The 15054-nt window shown below is 59.6% G+C and carries 14 protein-coding genes; 9 read left to right on the top strand and 5 right to left on the bottom strand.

Going from position 1 to position 15054, the window contains the following annotated elements; genetic code table 11:
* Positions 1 to 66 precede the first annotated feature (66 nt).
* Positions 67 to 1740 carry a DUF6138 family protein gene (locus tag ACQ4WP_RS14635; protein WP_436521751.1) on the bottom strand — a complete coding sequence of 558 codons (1674 nt, stop codon included), beginning with the start codon at positions 1738 to 1740 and terminating at the stop codon, positions 67 to 69.
* Between the two features lie 122 nt (positions 1741 to 1862).
* Positions 1863 to 2180 (bottom strand): hypothetical protein, encoded by a 318-nt coding sequence (locus tag ACQ4WP_RS14630; protein WP_436521749.1) that lies wholly within the window; start codon positions 2178 to 2180, stop codon positions 1863 to 1865.
* A gap of 175 nt (positions 2181 to 2355) precedes the next feature.
* Between ACQ4WP_RS14630 and ACQ4WP_RS14625 the strand changes: the two genes are divergently transcribed.
* Positions 2356 to 3507 carry a sensor histidine kinase gene (locus tag ACQ4WP_RS14625; protein WP_436521747.1) on the top strand — a complete coding sequence of 384 codons (1152 nt, stop codon included), beginning with the start codon at positions 2356 to 2358 and terminating at the stop codon, positions 3505 to 3507.
* Between the two features lie 15 nt (positions 3508 to 3522).
* Complete coding sequence (locus tag ACQ4WP_RS14620) at positions 3523 to 3780, top strand: DUF1488 family protein (protein ID WP_436521745.1); 258 nt, start codon at positions 3523 to 3525, stop codon at positions 3778 to 3780.
* Here ACQ4WP_RS14620 and ACQ4WP_RS14615 read toward each other — a convergent pair.
* A complete protein-coding gene (locus tag ACQ4WP_RS14615) occupies positions 3777 to 4634 on the bottom strand; it encodes an AraC family transcriptional regulator (protein ID WP_436521743.1) in 858 nt (285 codons plus the stop codon). The two genes, ACQ4WP_RS14620 and ACQ4WP_RS14615, sit on opposite strands and share 4 nt — an antisense overlap.
* Positions 4635 to 4745: 111 nt before the next feature.
* On the opposite strand from ACQ4WP_RS14615, the gene ACQ4WP_RS14610 reads away from it, so the two are divergent.
* On the top strand, positions 4746 to 6371 hold the full coding sequence (locus ACQ4WP_RS14610) for a methyl-accepting chemotaxis protein (protein ID WP_436521741.1): 1626 nt from the start codon (positions 4746 to 4748) through the stop codon (positions 6369 to 6371).
* A gap of 301 nt (positions 6372 to 6672) precedes the next feature.
* The gene (locus tag ACQ4WP_RS14605; protein ID WP_436521739.1) at positions 6673 to 7365 is read left to right on the top strand and encodes a DUF3334 family protein; all 693 of its coding nucleotides are present in this window, start codon (positions 6673 to 6675) and stop codon (positions 7363 to 7365) included.
* Positions 7366 to 7516: 151 nt separating this feature from the next.
* Here ACQ4WP_RS14605 and ACQ4WP_RS14600 read toward each other — a convergent pair whose 3' ends face one another.
* Positions 7517 to 8209, bottom strand: a complete 693-nt coding sequence (locus ACQ4WP_RS14600) for a hypothetical protein (RefSeq protein ID WP_436521737.1) — start codon at positions 8207 to 8209, stop codon at positions 7517 to 7519.
* Between the two features lie 573 nt (positions 8210 to 8782).
* Here ACQ4WP_RS14600 and ACQ4WP_RS14595 point away from each other — a divergent pair.
* Positions 8783 to 9604, top strand: a complete 822-nt coding sequence (locus ACQ4WP_RS14595; RefSeq protein WP_436521735.1) for a restriction endonuclease — start codon at positions 8783 to 8785, stop codon at positions 9602 to 9604.
* A 169-nt stretch (positions 9605 to 9773) separates the two neighbouring features.
* Here ACQ4WP_RS14595 and ACQ4WP_RS14590 read toward each other — a convergent pair whose 3' ends face one another.
* Positions 9774 to 10316, bottom strand: a complete 543-nt coding sequence (locus ACQ4WP_RS14590; RefSeq protein ID WP_436521733.1) for a DUF2939 domain-containing protein — start codon at positions 10314 to 10316, stop codon at positions 9774 to 9776.
* A 221-nt stretch (positions 10317 to 10537) separates the two neighbouring features.
* Here ACQ4WP_RS14590 and ACQ4WP_RS14585 point away from each other — a divergent pair, with 221 nt between their 5' ends.
* From ACQ4WP_RS14585 to ACQ4WP_RS14570, 4 genes are all read left to right on the top strand, one after another.
* Entirely contained in the window at positions 10538 to 12136 is a 1599-nt protein-coding gene (locus tag ACQ4WP_RS14585) for an ABC-F family ATPase (RefSeq protein ID WP_071077220.1), read from the top strand.
* Positions 12137 to 12273: 137 nt separating this feature from the next.
* Entirely contained in the window at positions 12274 to 13407 is a 1134-nt protein-coding gene (gene nadA, locus ACQ4WP_RS14580) for a quinolinate synthase NadA (RefSeq protein WP_436521731.1), read from the top strand.
* A complete protein-coding gene (gene nadC, locus ACQ4WP_RS14575; protein WP_436521729.1) occupies positions 13404 to 14270 on the top strand; it encodes a carboxylating nicotinate-nucleotide diphosphorylase in 867 nt (288 codons plus the stop codon). The genes nadA and nadC overlap by 4 nt, the downstream gene beginning before the upstream one ends.
* Positions 14270 to 15034: a substrate-binding periplasmic protein gene (locus ACQ4WP_RS14570; RefSeq protein WP_436521727.1), complete on the top strand. Its 765-nt coding sequence runs from the start codon at positions 14270 to 14272 to the stop codon at positions 15032 to 15034. The genes nadC and ACQ4WP_RS14570 overlap by 1 nt, the downstream gene beginning before the upstream one ends.
* Positions 15035 to 15054 lie beyond the last annotated feature (20 nt).

The raw sequence follows: 15054 nt of genomic DNA, 5'->3' as shown, positions 1-15054 counted from the left end.
AAAAGATGCCGAGCGGCAATTCTGGCGCGCGCATTATATATGGTGAAAGTCATAACGTTGCACACATTAGGCGTCCGCCTTGTTCGCCGCTGCCAGCAAGGCCAGCAGCAGCGCCTTGCGCCGGCCCTGCGCCTTGCGGGCCAGGGTCGCGAGTTTTTCCAGCTTGCCCCAGATCGGATGCAGCATGTGCTCCACCACGTAGCCTTCCAGCCCCTGCAGTTGCTGGCAGAACAGCTCCAGTTTCTCCACCTCCTCCAGTTCCGCCTGTATCCTGACTTTTGCGTTATCCGTGCAGGCGCGCAGACACGCCGCCAGCACGGCAATGGTGTCGGTCGTGACGCCATGTTTTTCGGCAAAGGCGACCGTGAACTGGTCCTGCACGGACTGATGTTCCTCGTCGATGTTGGCCATATAGTGCTGCACCAGGGGAAAATAGCGCGCGTCGAGCAAGCCCAGGCCAAACGTGGCATAGCTGCCGGGCATGCAATTCTTTTCGCCTTCCGTGTCGGCATAAAATTCGAATTGCTCGATGGCCGCGCGCGCATATACTTCCAGCTGTGGCTGCAGGGCCGCATGGGCGAGGGCATTGGCAAAGAAGCGGTGCGTATCGGACTTGGCCAGGCCTTTCAAGGGAAGATATTGCTTCACCTTGGACTTGAGCTTGATCTGGTAGCTTTTCGGGAAACCGTTTTGCAGCAAATGCGTGATGAATGCCAGCGCCTGCGCATACGCGCCTTCCTCTTCCCGGGCGATGCTGATGTTGATGGTGGCAAACACATCGTTGGCGCGGCATTCCAGCAGTGCATTTTTTACGTGGGTGTCGGCATCGGGGAAGCTGCCGCTGCCTTCCTTGAGCATGCGCACGGCCCGTTCGCTGCCCAGTTCGCGCGCGATTTCCAGGAATTTGAGGCCCTTTGATTTGGCGTAGCTCGGTTCGTGGCGCAATATCATCACGGCGCCATACAGCAGCAGGTCGATCGGCTGCAGCGCCTGTGCATCGGGCGCCGCGCCCGCTTTCAAGGTGTATTCCGTGGCGCGGTAGGCGGAAAGCGCGCGGTCATAGTATTGCGGCAGGAAGATATTTTCCGCCCATGCGGTGATGGCGCGGATGATATGGTAGCGGTGCTCGGCCAGCGTGTCCGGGCGCGCCTTGTTCAAGGCCTGGATGCGATCATACTGGGCGATGATCCAGGCCACGTCAGGTTGCGGGAACAGCTGCTGGTCGAGCAGGTGGCGTGCCAGGAAAAACGTTTCCTGCGGTGGCGTTGGCGCGCTGCCCTGCGTGAGCGTTTGCACGATGTACGCGTGGATGTTTTCCAGCAAGGCCTGGCGCTTGCCGTCGTTGACGTAGTCCAGCAACGTCAGGTGCAGCTTGCCCTGCGCCGTCTGGAACTTGCCGCGGAAGGTGAAGCGGTAGTCGATCATCGGCGTGTCCACCAGCGGCGCCAGGCGGGCTTGCACCAGCGCCGTCAACTGCGGCGCGATCAGCTCGCGCACTTGCGCATCGTCCAGGCGCGCCGGCGTCCTGGGGCGCGCGTCGTCGTCATCGAAACCCAGGTCGAGATCGTCGGCGGTGGTGCGGCCCGGCTTGTAGTCGAGCATGAAGTCATTAAAGACGCCCGCTTGCAAGGGGGGGCGATTGGCGGTCTGCTTCAGGTCCGTGCGCTGCAGGCGCTCATCGAACCAGGCGTGGATGGTCGCCGTCATTTCCTGTGTTGCCAGCTCTACAAGAATATTCATCAGTATCGTCGTCTTTTCCTGTCTTGCGCGTGACAGCGCCACCGGCAGCCGTCACGGTCATGTTTAATATAAAGCACTATTTTAGGTGTTCGGGCCTGGCAGCAACAAGGGCCACATGGTTGTCAGGAAGGGGCGGTGAGGAAGCGCACATCGATATCATCGGACTGCGGTCCCACGGTGATCGTGGTATGCCAGCCGGAAGGCTTGTCTTTGCCATCAAACAAGGCGATGCGCGTGTGGACAAACAGGACCGAATACACGCCGGATTTCATGTCGCGGTTCAAGTCCCAGTGCATCAGTTCGATGGCTTCGCCTATGCGCGGCAAATGGGCGCCCGGCGGTAGCAGAATGTTCTGGTTGATGAATTCCCTGCTCGGGCCCGGTTCCTTATGGCGCGGATCGATGTAGCGGAACGAGACGCTGGTAACGATGTTTTGCATGCGTGGCACCTGCTTGGTTATGTATCTGATGACAATAGCACAGGGAGATGGCCGGCGCGTGCGCTGCACGGCGCCAGGCGGGCGTGCGCGCAACTATGTTCGGTAGCAGACGGTACTTGACAGCTCACCACGCTAGGCTTGCTTATTCTTAATCATTGAGATTGCTGGAGACGCCATGATGCATATATTCCTAGCCGAAAATCGCGCCGAGCTGGAGAGCCGGTGCCGAGATAAAGTCGCCAAGAGGCCATTGCGATTGCCGACCGATCAACAGTTGCAACATGGCATACCCATCTTCCTGGATCAGCTGATCCGCACCCTGAAGGCGGAGGAGGCGGGCCAAATGGCGAAGAGCCTGGCCATTTCCGGCCCCGCCGATGGCAATGCGCTGGCGACATCGGAACTGGCCGACAGCGCCACCACGCACGGCGGGCAGTTGCTGGCGCTGGGCTATTCCGTCAGCCAGGTGGTGCACGATTATGGCGACCTGTGCCAGGCCGTCAGCGATCTTGCCGTAGCGCGGGACGAGCAGTTCGCCGTCGAGGAATTCAGGACGCTGAACCGTTGCCTCGACAACGGCATTGCCGAAGCCGTATCCGAATTTACCCAGCGGCGCGACGTGCTGATTGCGAATGAACAGGCACTGGCCTTGAGCCAGCGCATCGGCTACTTTGCCCATGAATTGCGCAATCACCTGGGCACGGCCAGCCTGGCCGTCGCCGCGCTCAAGCAGGGCGGCATGGGCGTGGCAGGTGCGACTGGCGCCGTGCTCGACCGCAGCCTCGTGGGTTTGCGGACCCTGATCGACCGTTCGCTGGCGGAAGTGCGGGTGGAGGCGGGCCTGACCTTGCAGCGGTCGGTGTTCTTCCTGAGCAACTTCATCAGTGAACTGAATTACTCGGCCAGCCTGGAGGCGGACTTGCTGCGTTGCACCTTGATCGTGGAAGAGGTCGCTCCCTTGCTGCAGCTCGATGCGGACCAGGATTTGCTGCTCTGTGCCGTGGGGAATTTGCTGCAGAACGCCTTCAAGTTTGGCGCGCCGAATGGCACGGTGGTGCTGCGCGCGTATGCACACGGCGAGCGGATCAGGATCGAAGTGGAAGACAACGGCGCCGGCCTGGCGCCGCAGGCCGCAGAGGACTTGTTTTTGCCCTTTACCCAAGGCGGTGCCAACAAGACGGGCCTGGGTTTGGGGCTGTCGATTGCCTGGCGCAGCGTGGAAGCGAATGCTGGCACCTTGAGCGTGGAAAGCGTGCCTGGCCATGGCTGCGTCTTCATCATCGACCTGCCCCGGCATGCCGGTGCTGTCGCCACGTTCGCCACATGAACGGGCGCGGCGGCCATGCCCTATGACATCCTGCGCGACAGCATCGCGCTCGAGCCGGCAGGCGACGCCATCCGCTTCCACCTGAACGTTTTCGGGGTGGAAAAGTCCTGCCGCATTACCGTGACGGCATTGCGCCGCCTGGACCAGAGTCAGGGCGGCGACTTGCTGGCCATCTTCGACACCCACCGCCTGCGCATCGGCCAGCGCGCCTTCGCTTATCTGAGCCGCGATCTGCGGGTCAGCCGCGTGGTCTTGCGTGCGCTCGACTTCTAGCTGTCGTCCTGTGCCAGCCGTCCACCAATGGGGCCGGCCAGGCCAGCCTGTGCTAGCCAGTCGCGCGGCGACAGCCTGGTGCAAGCGCGGAAGGCGCGGGTGAAGGCCGGCTGGCTGCCATAGCCCACTTCCAGCGCGACATCCTGCACCAGCCGGCCTTGCTGCAGCAGCGCCTGGGCGCGTAGCATGCGCTGGCCCGTCAGGTATTCGGCCGGCGGGCAACCGATGACCGCGTGGAACTGGCGCGCGAAGCGGCTGCGCGACATGCCGCACAGGGTCGCCAGCGATGCCACCGTCCAATGACGCCCGGGATGGTCGTGCATGGCCGTCATGGCGTTGGCGAGGGCGGCATCGGACTGGCCGAGCAGGCATGTGGCCGACATGAGATGGTTGGCCAGCGCATGGCGCAGCAGCTGGACGATCAGGACGTCGCACAGGCGGTTGAGCACCAGTTTTTGCCCCAGCCCACCATGTAGCGCCTCGTCGAACAGCAGCTCGAGCACGCCAGCCATGGCTGGCAGTTGCGCCAGCGGCACCTGCAGATACGGCGGCAGGCTGTCGATCACTGCCTCGTCGTCGCCGGCCAGATGCACGGTGGCGCATAACAGTTGCGCCGTGCTGGCACCGGTACCCAGTCTATGCGCATGCGGGCGCGGGTAGAGGATCAGCGTGGGCGCATCGACGCGCAGCCGGGTGCCGTCTTCGTGGACGAAGATCGCCGGCCCTTCGCGCACCAGGTGCAGATGCCCCTTTCCCGGCTGCGCGGGAAAGTGGTTGCTGCCGCAAAACGTCCCCTGGAAGAAGGTGTCGGCTGAGAATCCAAAGTGCAGCAACAGGGCAGACAAGCGATCCATGGAAATTATAAAAAGACGATAAGATATAAATTGTATCCCACCAGCAACAAATGTTTCCATTTTTATCGCTATGATGGCGCCTTGATGTTTGTTCTTGAATGGAGTACGAAAATGGCATTGTCCAACTTGAAGATCGGCACCCGCCTGTATCTGGCCTTTGGCGCCATCGTCACCTTGCTGGCGATACTGGTCGCGTCAGCGCAAGCGAATTTCTCCCGCCTGGGTGAGGCCAACGGACTGAATATCCATACGTACGAGGTCATGGGAGAGGCCAATGCCTTGCTCGAAAGCCTGATCAACATCGAGACCGGCCAGCGCGGCTTTGCCCTGACCGGCAAGGATAGCTCGCTGGAACCGCTGGCAAGTGGCCAGCGCGGCTTTGCAGAACACTTGCAAAAGATCCGCGCCTTGACTGCCGACAACCCTACCCAGCTGGATCGGCTGAAGGTATTGGAAGGTGCTCAGCAGCAATGGCTGGCGACGGCTATCGATCCCGTGATCGCCTTGCGTCGCGCGGCGGCGGCCGATGGCAACCTCGACGCCGTGGTGGCGGCGGAGCAGGCCGGCAAGGGCAAGGCGGCCATGGATGCGATGCGTATCTTGCTCGCCGACATAGGCAAGACGGAAAGTATGTTGCTGGGGCAGCGCGGCCAGGAAGCGGCCGCCTTGAAGTCGCGCACGACGCTGGTCCTGCTGGGCGGCGGCGCCATCGCCGCGTTGCTGGCTTGTATGTTGGCGATCTTGCTGACCCGCAACATTACCCGCCCGCTGGTCGAAGCGGTGGCGTTGGCCAAGCGCGTGGCGCAGGGCGACCTGAGCAGCGACATCGTCGTGCGTTCGCAAGATGAAACGGGCCAGCTGATGGCCGCCCTGCGCGACATGAACACGGCGCTGGTCAGCATCGTGGGCGAAGTGCGCGGCGGCACCGATACCATCGCCACTGCTTCTGCGCAGATAGCCGTCGGGACCATGGACTTGTCATCGCGCACGGAACAGCAGGCCAGTTCGCTGGAAGAAACGGCGTCGTCAATGGAAGAACTGACGGCGGCCGTCAAGCAGAATGCGGACAATGCGCTGGCCGCGCGCTCGCTGGCGTCGGCGGCGTCCGCCGTGGCCGTCAAGGGCGGTGCGGTGGTGTCCGAAGTGGTGCAGACCATGGGTTCGATCAATGATTCCTCGCGCAAGATTGCCGACATCATCGGCGTGATCGACGGCATCGCCTTCCAGACGAATATCCTGGCCCTGAATGCCGCCGTGGAGGCTGCCCGCGCGGGCGAACAGGGACGCGGTTTTGCCGTGGTGGCCACGGAAGTGCGCAACCTGGCCCAGCGTTCGGCCAGCGCCGCCAGGGAAATCAAGGGCTTGATCGATGACTCCGTGGACAAAGTAGGCGCGGGCAGCAAGCTGGTCGACCAGGCGGGCGCCACCATGCAAGACGTGGTCGACAGTGTGCAGCGCCTGAGCGCCATCATCGGCGACATCACGGATGCGAGCGAAGAGCAGCGCCTCGGCATCGAGCAGGTCAATGAAGCCATCAGCCAGATGGACCAGGTGACGCAGCAAAATGCGGCCCTGGTCGAGGAAGCGGCGGCCGCGGCCAATGCCATGCAGGATCAGGCGGCGCAGCTGTCGCACGCCGTGCAAGTGTTTCGCCTGAAGGACGCGCCGCCGGCCACGCAGGCCGGCGCGGCACGGCCTGCCGCGCGTCGGCCCCTGGCCTTGACCATGGGCGGCTAGCCCCCGGCACTGTGGTCCCGCGGACGGCGGCGTATGGCATTTCCGCACAGATCGTCAAGTAAATGCAGGTATGGCTGGACGGAAATGTTACATCTGGGTATTCTGCGCATCTGATACTTATTTCTATACGGAAAAAGGTAGGAGGGCGGTTCGTGCCAGCGGCAACGCGGCTCGCACGGCCAGGCAAGGTCAGGCATGCAAAGGTGAAGTCGTCCGCTTGCTGAGCGAAACTATCGTGTTTCGGCTCGCGACGGGCAGGGAAACAGTGCTGTCATCTTTAAAATAGTAGGAGAGGTTGCTCATGGATGCAGAAAAGGATGTTGTGTACGGTACAGAAGATTTGTTGATGAGTTTGTGCAACTCGGTGGTTCGGGTGCTCAACGTTGCAACGCAAAGTAGAGTCAATTATTCAGGCATGGTGCAGCGCATCACGAAGACCGGCCTGAAGCCGGACATTGGTTGCTTCGTGATGTTCGATGGTGGTTTCACGGGCCTGGTGGTGCTCAATTTTGCCGCCGATACGGCGATGGAAATCTACGAGCGCTACATGTTGCACATGGGTATGCCGAAGTCGGAACTGGCCAATTTCTACACGTCGGACGAAGTGTCGAACATCATGGGCGAGCTGATGAACCAGATCGTGGGCGACTTCACGGGCAAGGTGCGGCGCGAACTGCAAACGAACATCACCCAGAGCCAGCCGAAGATGCTGGTGCTGAACAAGCAGGTGATGCTCAGCGTCGACACGCCGCTGGACCGCCCGGAAATGCGCCGCGTCACCTTCTACACGGAAAAGAACAATATTTTCTATCTGGAACTGGCGATCGACCGTACCGAGTTCATCAAGTTGCACGATTTCGATTCGCGCGAAGTCGATGCCGACTCGCTGATGGATACGGAATACGCGAACCGCGAACGCGACGCTGCTCCGGCGCCTGCAGTGGAACCGGAAGACGACGACAACGCCGACCTGCTCAAGTCGCTGGGCATGTAAACGGGCCTTGCCACTAGCGGCGGCATGCTTGCCGCCGCTAGTCGATGATGTTTGCCTTGCGCAAGCTGTACACGCCCGCCGTCCCCGGCACGGTGCAATTGATGGCGACGGCATTCCTTGCTGTCCTGATGATCTTGTTGACATTCATTGCTTATCGCATTCCCGGCCATGCCAGCACATCGTGTGCGCCGCCGCGAGGCTGGGCGAGGGGCAACGAAGATACTTTTTCCAGCCGCCGTTCTCCCGCGATGCCGGGCTGCTGGCCAGCATCGAGCGACCAGTACTCGAGCGCATACACATAGCTGCCATCGACGATGGTCAGCGATTCCTTCTGGCGTCCGTTGGGCGCCTTGTAATACAGGCGCCGCGCGGGCCTGCCGTCCACCGTCTGCTTGAACGCTTGCGGCGAAATGCTAACGCGCTTGCCCGTCTTGCCTGCCATCGACATCGCCGTGATCGTCACGTAGGCCCTGTCCGGGCAGCGCGCCAACAGGTGCGCGCCGCTCAGGACGATAGGGTGCGCCCGATCCAGCGGGAAGCCATACGGTTGCACGCCGACGATATCGTGGCACCCCATCTGCTGCGCCAGGGCCGTCAGCGCGGCCGGGTCGAGCGCGCTGTTGTAGTGTTTTTCTTCGGCCTGCGCCTGTCCCAACGCCCAGCGGCGCTCCAGCTCGGCCAGCGAGATATCGCTGGGCACGGGCAGCAGCGCCGGGGCATCTGGATCGGCGGCGCTGGACGTTTCCGCCTGCATGCGCGAGGCGACAGAGTGGCTGCGCTCGGCGGTGGCTGCCCCATCGAAGGCATGGGTGCATGGTGTGGCACAGGCAAGGCCAAGTGTCATGGTCACTATAAAAGCATGTTTTGTGAGCATACAGCCTCATGGAGTTGAACTGGCGCGTCAATTAGTTCTGCGCCGGAGTAGGGATTGAGATTATATGCATTCTGGCATTGAGTGAAGTAAGTGGCGCGTACGATATGGATATATTGCCAGTATGTATTTGCATATTTTTCAACAAAAGGCCAGTGCCGTTTTTGCTTATTCTCCGAATAAGCGCTTTCGGCGACAAGAAATTCATTGCCACTTATCACAGCTCATACCATGTGTCGACTAATCTGAGTCTGGTCGCACGTGGTGATCGGCAGATGAGTGGCATATTATTTTCCCAACTCCGTGCCAATCCACATCGGTGCCAATATCAAGGTTATGGTTGACAGTGGTCTTGCTTAGGTTTGCCGGTTGTGTCAAATTGAGCGTTTTACACTTAAATTTCAGAAATAAGAATTTTTATGTGATATGGATATCTGCGATAGGGGTATTGAGTTTCTAAAAATTTCCATTAAGATTGGAGTGGTGCTCTAAGTGTCGAGAGGAATTTTTTTCAAGGCTAATGCATGTTAAAAAGGAATAGATTCAATGAAAGACGGTGCAAGTTTTGAAAGCTATGTTCACTTTGTGTATCAGTCCATCTTAAATCTTAGAGGTGAACGCATCCAGGTTTCAAAAAACACGAAGTTTAGGATAAGTGAGCGTGAATCCTATGAGATCGATATTTACTATGAATTCATTCATGCTGGAGTGCGACATCGCGTCGCTATTGAGTGTAAGGATTGGAATAAACCTGTTGATCAGGGGCAGGTCTTGCTCTTTCATCAGAAGATAAAAAATATTGGTGACGAGTTGGTAGGTGTTTTTATATCACGGAAAGGGTATCAATCCGGGGCAATTGAAGTTGGTGATCGGCATGGCATCCTCATGCTCAAGGAGCAAGATCTTCCTACGCTTGGGCAGTTGGTTGGCAAAAGGATCTTGGCCGCATTTATTCCTGAGGAAAATTGCGTTGGGGAGCCATTTTGGTACATTGCCGTACTTGATCAACGCGATCAAGCTCCAGATGGTGACTTCTATGCCTTTCCTGAAAGTTTCCCCGTAAAGCTGCCATTATTTATATCAAAGAAACATGCCGAGGCATATTTGGGATTGCTTCCTGATAAGAATGCACTAAAAGTCTACGGTATGCCGCAATATAAGTTGAGGGGTTTCCTTGCCGCCGCCTTATTGCGCAACATGCCAATTGGACTTATCATAGATCCTCCTGATGCTGATGGTAAGCTGTGCCTACATCCAACCGATGCAGAAAGTATCAACCGTGACTTTTTAATGGAGCCGATCGTGCGGCCAGCAGAGCCCAAGGGACTTCATCGGTGGGTTGCGATGTTGCGCCCCAATCGGAGCTAAGCTTTTCCTTCTTTATTATTGCCTGAATTGTACGATTCCGACATTGAAGGGGTTGTGCATTAATTATGCGCGGTACTAATCTATTAAAGTTGAAAGATAAGAGTGAGGCCAGTTGTGGTTGTTGCTGTTGTTGTGATCACCCCTGGCCTTGTTTCACTCCCTCTGCCACTTACCTCCCGGCCATCGCCGACGCAATTTCAATCGAACTCAGTTTCCAGCCCCACACGCCATGGCGCAGCAGGACCAGTGCACCTTCCTGCGCATTGCCATCCTTTGCGCGCACGACGAAAGTGTTCACGCCGGCATAGCTTGCCGAATAGCCGGCCTTCTTCCGTGCGCCATCGGCGGGCCCATCTGCCGTGTCGCTTGCCTGCGGGCCGACGGCGCTTTTGTTAACCAGCGCGACGACGCCAGCGGGCGAGACCATGGTGTCGACCATCTTGCCCAGCATGGCGCTGGCGATCGACTGGCCCAGGGCGGCCAAGGGATTGTCGCTGCCGGCTGTCGCCGCGATGCTGCGGGCCATGCTGGCCTCCAGCTGCGCCTTGACACTGGCGCGCATGGCGGGAAAGTCCACGTGTGTGGCCAGGGCCTCGGCGTTGCGTTCGGCCAGGGCGGTCTTGATCTGGTGTAGGGCGTAGTACGGCGAAGCGTAGGCGGTGGCGGCGACGGCGATGACGGCCACGGCTGCGGCGATGATGATTTTTTTCAAGTGATACCTATAGGGTGGGGAGAAGAAAAACAGTGCCAGCGCAGCGTAGACGCTAAATGGAAATACGGCAATAATATTTTCTTGCCATCATCCTCATCCTGTTTTTTCTCCGTCGCGCCAAGTGCGCTGCCCTCGGCCACTATAGAGTGGAAGAGGGTGGGTGCTGTATAATGGGAGAAAAGTACCTAACTACCTGTTTTCACTGGATAAAGACCTCACTAATGCTTTCAACCGCAAATATTACGATGCAGTTTGGCGCCAAGCCATTGTTTGAGAATATCTCCGTCAAGTTCGGCGACGGCAACCGCTATGGCTTGATCGGCGCCAACGGCTGCGGCAAGTCGACGTTCATGAAGATCCTGGGCGGCGACCTGGACCCGTCGGGTGGCAATGTCATGCTCGATACCAACGAACGCCTGGGCAAGCTGCGCCAGGACCAATTTGCCTTTGAAGACATGCGCGTCCTAGACGTGGTCATGATGGGCCATACGGAAATGTGGGCCGCCATCCAGCAACGCGACGCGATCTACGCGAACCCGGAAGCGACCGACGACGACTACATGCAGGCGGCCGATCTGGAAGGCAAAGTGTCCGAATACGACGGCTACACGGCCGAATCGCGCGCGGGCGAACTGCTGCTGGGCGCCGGTGTCGCCATTGAGCTGCATCAAGGCCCGATGAGCAATGTCTCGCCAGGCTGGAAGCTGCGCGTGCTGCTGGCGCAGGCGCTGTTCTCGAACCCGGACATCCTGCTGCTCGACGAGCCGACGAATAACCTGGACATCAACACGATTCGCTGGCTGGAAGACGTGCTCAACGAGCGCAACTCCACCATGATCATCATTTCCCATGATCGCCACTTCCTGAACCAGGTCTGCACCCACGTGGCCGACATGGACTACGGCACGCTGAAGATTTATCCGGGCAACTACGACGAATACATGTTCGCCTCGACCCAGGCGCGCAACCAGCAGCTGGCCAACAACGCGAAAGCGAAAGACAAGGTTGCCGAGCTGCAGGAATTCGTGCGCCGCTTCGCCGCCAACAAATCCAAGGCCCGCCAGGCGACATCGCGCGCCAAGCAGATCGAAAAGATCAAGGTCGACGATATCAAGCCATCGTCGCGCGCCTATCCGTTCGTGCGTTTCGACGGCGAAAAGAAATTGCACCGCCTGGCTGTGGAAGTCGAGAATATCTCGAAAGGCTTCGATCGCCAGCTGTTCAAGAATTTCAGCATCATGGTCGAGGCGGGCGAGCGCATCGCCATCATCGGTGCCAACGGCGCCGGCAAGACCACCATGCTGCGTTGCATCGCGGGCGACATCGCCGGCCTGCAGCCGGACCAGGGCCGCGTGAAGTGGGCAGAAAACGCCAACGTGGGCTACATGCCGCAAGACCCGACGGAAGATTTCGCCAAGGACACGAACCTGACCGACTGGATCGGCCAGTGGACGAAAGAGGGCGACGATGACCAGGCCGTGCGTTCCATCCTGGGCCGTTTGCTGTTCGGCGGCGACGATGTGAAAAAGGCCGTCAAGGTGTTGTCCGGTGGTGAAAAGGGCCGCATGATGTACGGCAAGCTGATGCTGGGCCGCCACAACGTGCTGATGCTCGATGAACCGACCAACCACATGGACATGGAATCGATCGAATCCTTGAACATTGCGCTGGAAAAATACGCAGGTACCCTGATCTTCGTCTCGCATGACCGCGAATTCGTGTCTTCGCTGGCCAACCGCATCATCGAGATCAAGGAAGATGAAGTGGTCGATTACCGTGGCAACTACGAGGATTACCTCAGAAGCCAGGGTATTGATTAATATTTAAGGCAATATGCCGGGTGAAGCGCCAGCCGCCCATCCGGCAGCAGCACACCGACGCGCCGCGGTCTATTCGTTCCGGCGCACCAGCTTCATTGCGTTCGTGCCGGTCTATCCTGTTTTTGTTTGACACAGCCATGCAAACTTTAGCCATCAAATCCGTCGAGTATGAACATCCACAAGACGGAGCCAGCTGCACTGCCCACGCCTGGGCACGCACGCCAGCGACGCCATCCCCGGCTGAAAAAGCCGAACTGATCACGCGCATCAAGCGCCTGCTGATCGAGCGCGAAGCCGTGCTCGTTGCCCACTATTACGTTGATGCCGATCTGCAAGACCTGGCCGAAGCCACGGGCGGCTGCGTCTCCGATTCCCTGGAAATGGCCCGCTTCGGGCGCGACCATCCGGCCAAGACCCTGGTCGTGGCCGGCGTGCGTTTCATGGGCGAAACGGCGAAAATCCTCAGTCCCGAAAAAACGGTCTTAATGCCCGACCTCGACGCGACCTGTTCGCTCGACCTCGGCTGCCCGGTGGACGAATTCACGGCTTTCTGCGATGCCCATCCGGATCGCACGGTGGTGGTCTACGCCAACACCAGCGCGGCTGTAAAAGCGCGCGCCGACTGGATGGTGACGTCTTCCATCGGTCTCGACATCGTCGCCCATCTGCATGCGCAGGGCAAGAAAATCCTCTGGGCGCCCGATAAACACCTGGGCTCGTACATCCAGAAGCAAACGGGCGCCGACATGCTGCTGTGGCAGGGTAGCTGCCTGGTGCACGACGAATTCAAGGGCATCGAACTCGATTTGCTCATGGAAGAGTATCCGCAAGCCAAGGTGCTGGTGCACCCGGAGTCGCCCGCCAACGTGGTGGCGCTGGCCGACATGGTGGGCTCGACGTCGCAAATGATTGCGGCAGCGCAAACCATGGATACGGATACCTTCATCGTCGCCACCGACAACGGCATCCTGCACAAGATGCGGGCGGCCGCACCGGGCAAGCGCTTCATCGAAGCGCCCACGGCCGGCAACAGCGCCACCTGCAAAAGCTGCGCACACTGCCCGTGGATGGCCATGAACGGCTTGCTGAACCTGGCAGAAACGCTGGAAAACATGCACAACGAAATCCACGTCGATCCGGCCGTCGGCCAGCTGGCCGTGCGCTCGATCAATCGCATGCTCGACTTCTCCGCCGCCAAGAAGGCGGGCCTCAAGCCGGGCGCGGACCTGGCAAAAGAAACCACATTGTTCCAAGGAATCGGTCCAGCATGAGTACCCTCGTTAATTCTTTCGCTCCTTTTGATGCAGCCCTGGCGCGCGCGTTCGAGGGCAATCTGCTGGCCGCCTTGCTGGAAGACGTGGGCCAGTGCGACTTGACGGGTGAACTGGTGCCGCCCGATCACATCGTCACGGCCCGCGTCATCGTGCGCGAAGCGGCAGTGCTGTGCGGCGCACCGTGGTTCGAAGGCATCATGAAAAGCCTGGACCGCAGCATCGATATCGCCTGGCATTACGCCGAAGGCGACATGATGACGGCCGACAGCGTTGTCTGCACGATTCAGGCGCCGGCGCGCGCCCTGCTGACGGCTGAGCGCAGCGCCCTCAATTTCCTGCAACTGCTGTCGGCGGTCGCCACGGCCACGCGCCAGTATGTCGAGGTGATCGCCGGCACCAAGGCTTCCATCCTCGACACGCGCAAGACCTTGCCTGGCCTGCGCCTGGCGCAAAAGTATGCGGTGCGGGTCGGCGGCGGCAAGAACCAGCGCCTGGCCCTGTATGACGGCATCCTGATCAAGGAAAACCATATCGCGGCTGCTGGTGGCGTCAGCCAGGCCCTGGAAAATGCGCGCAACCTCGATGCGGGCGTGCCCGTGCAAATCGAGGTGGAAACCCTGGCGCAATTGCAGCAAGCGCTCGACGCGGGCGCCGTCTCCGTCTTGCTCGATAACTTCAGCAACGACCTGATGCGCGCAGCCGTGGCCTTGACGAATGGCCGCGCCTTGCTGGAAGCGTCGGGTGGTATCAATGTCGATACCGTGCGGGCCATTGCCGAAACAGGCGTGGACCGCATCTCGATCGGCAGCCTGACCAAGGATGTGCGGGCCACCGATTACTCCTTGCGCATCGTCGGCTGATGAGAAGAGCAGGGCCGCGCCTGCTGGTCCTGGCGCTGCTGTGGCCGGCATTCGCCGTGCCTTTGCCGGCGCCAGCCCGAGAGCTGCTGGCCGTGGGCGCGCAGTTCGAGCACGTGTTTGAATACCAGGACGGTGGCGAGTATGGCGGACTGGGCGCGGAATTGCTGCGCCTGATGGCGGCGCGCACGGGTAATACCGTGCGTTTTCGCATGGTGCCATGGGCGCGCGCGCAAGCCATGCTGGTGCAGGGCCAGGCCGATATCCTGATCGGCCCCTACAAGACGCCCGAGCGCATCGCCAGCATGGGGTTTTCCGATAAGCCGTTTTACCAGGACCAGATGGTCTTTTATACGCGCCAGGACGCCAGCTTCGGCTGGAATGGTGATTATAGTGTGCTGAAGCAGCGCAGGGTGGTGCTGCTCAATGGCTGGGCGTATGGCGCAGACTGGGAGCGCATGCGGCCCGGTTTGCAGGTCAGCGTGGCCAACAATGTGGAAAATGGCTTGAAGATGCTGGTGCACAATCACGTCGACGTGTTCGTCAGCAACCGCCGCAATACCGACCCCGTGATCGCCCGCCTCGGCTATGGGCGCCAGGTGAAACCTTTGCCCAAAGTCATCGAAGTACAGAATGGCTATTTCGCCTTTCCCCGCTCGCCCGCCTTCGACAAGTTGCGCCTGCAGTTCGACCAGGAACTGAATAGCCTGATCGAGACGGGCGAACTGAAACGACTGGGCAAGCGCTACGACGTCGGCATGCCCTGAGCGCATGCCGCCAGACCAGG

This window comes from Janthinobacterium lyxosi, assembly GCF_051380665.1.
Classification (GTDB): Bacteria; Pseudomonadota; Gammaproteobacteria; order Burkholderiales; family Burkholderiaceae_D; genus Janthinobacterium.
Note: the sequence above shows the minus strand (reverse complement) of the source record. Positions and strands in the feature narration are given on the sequence as shown.

Coding starts and splice junctions, on each gene's coding strand:
- ACQ4WP_RS14635 (WP_436521751.1), bottom strand. CDS start 1,740: ATGAATATTCTTGTAGAGCTGGCAACACAGGAAATGACGGCGACCATC.
- ACQ4WP_RS14630 (WP_436521749.1), bottom strand. CDS start 2,180: ATGCAAAACATCGTTACCAGCGTCTCGTTCCGCTACATCGATCCGCGC.
- ACQ4WP_RS14625 (WP_436521747.1), top strand. CDS start 2,356: ATGATGCATATATTCCTAGCCGAAAATCGCGCCGAGCTGGAGAGCCGG.
- ACQ4WP_RS14620 (WP_436521745.1), top strand. CDS start 3,523: ATGCCCTATGACATCCTGCGCGACAGCATCGCGCTCGAGCCGGCAGGC.
- ACQ4WP_RS14615 (WP_436521743.1), bottom strand. CDS start 4,634: ATGGATCGCTTGTCTGCCCTGTTGCTGCACTTTGGATTCTCAGCCGAC.
- ACQ4WP_RS14610 (WP_436521741.1), top strand. CDS start 4,746: ATGGCATTGTCCAACTTGAAGATCGGCACCCGCCTGTATCTGGCCTTT.
- ACQ4WP_RS14605 (WP_436521739.1), top strand. CDS start 6,673: ATGGATGCAGAAAAGGATGTTGTGTACGGTACAGAAGATTTGTTGATG.
- ACQ4WP_RS14600 (WP_436521737.1), bottom strand. CDS start 8,209: ATGACACTTGGCCTTGCCTGTGCCACACCATGCACCCATGCCTTCGAT.
- ACQ4WP_RS14595 (WP_436521735.1), top strand. CDS start 8,783: ATGAAAGACGGTGCAAGTTTTGAAAGCTATGTTCACTTTGTGTATCAG.
- ACQ4WP_RS14585 (WP_071077220.1), top strand. CDS start 10,538: ATGCTTTCAACCGCAAATATTACGATGCAGTTTGGCGCCAAGCCATTG.
- nadA (WP_436521731.1), top strand. CDS start 12,274: ATGCAAACTTTAGCCATCAAATCCGTCGAGTATGAACATCCACAAGAC.
- nadC (WP_436521729.1), top strand. CDS start 13,404: ATGAGTACCCTCGTTAATTCTTTCGCTCCTTTTGATGCAGCCCTGGCG.
- ACQ4WP_RS14570 (WP_436521727.1), top strand. CDS start 14,270: ATGAGAAGAGCAGGGCCGCGCCTGCTGGTCCTGGCGCTGCTGTGGCCG.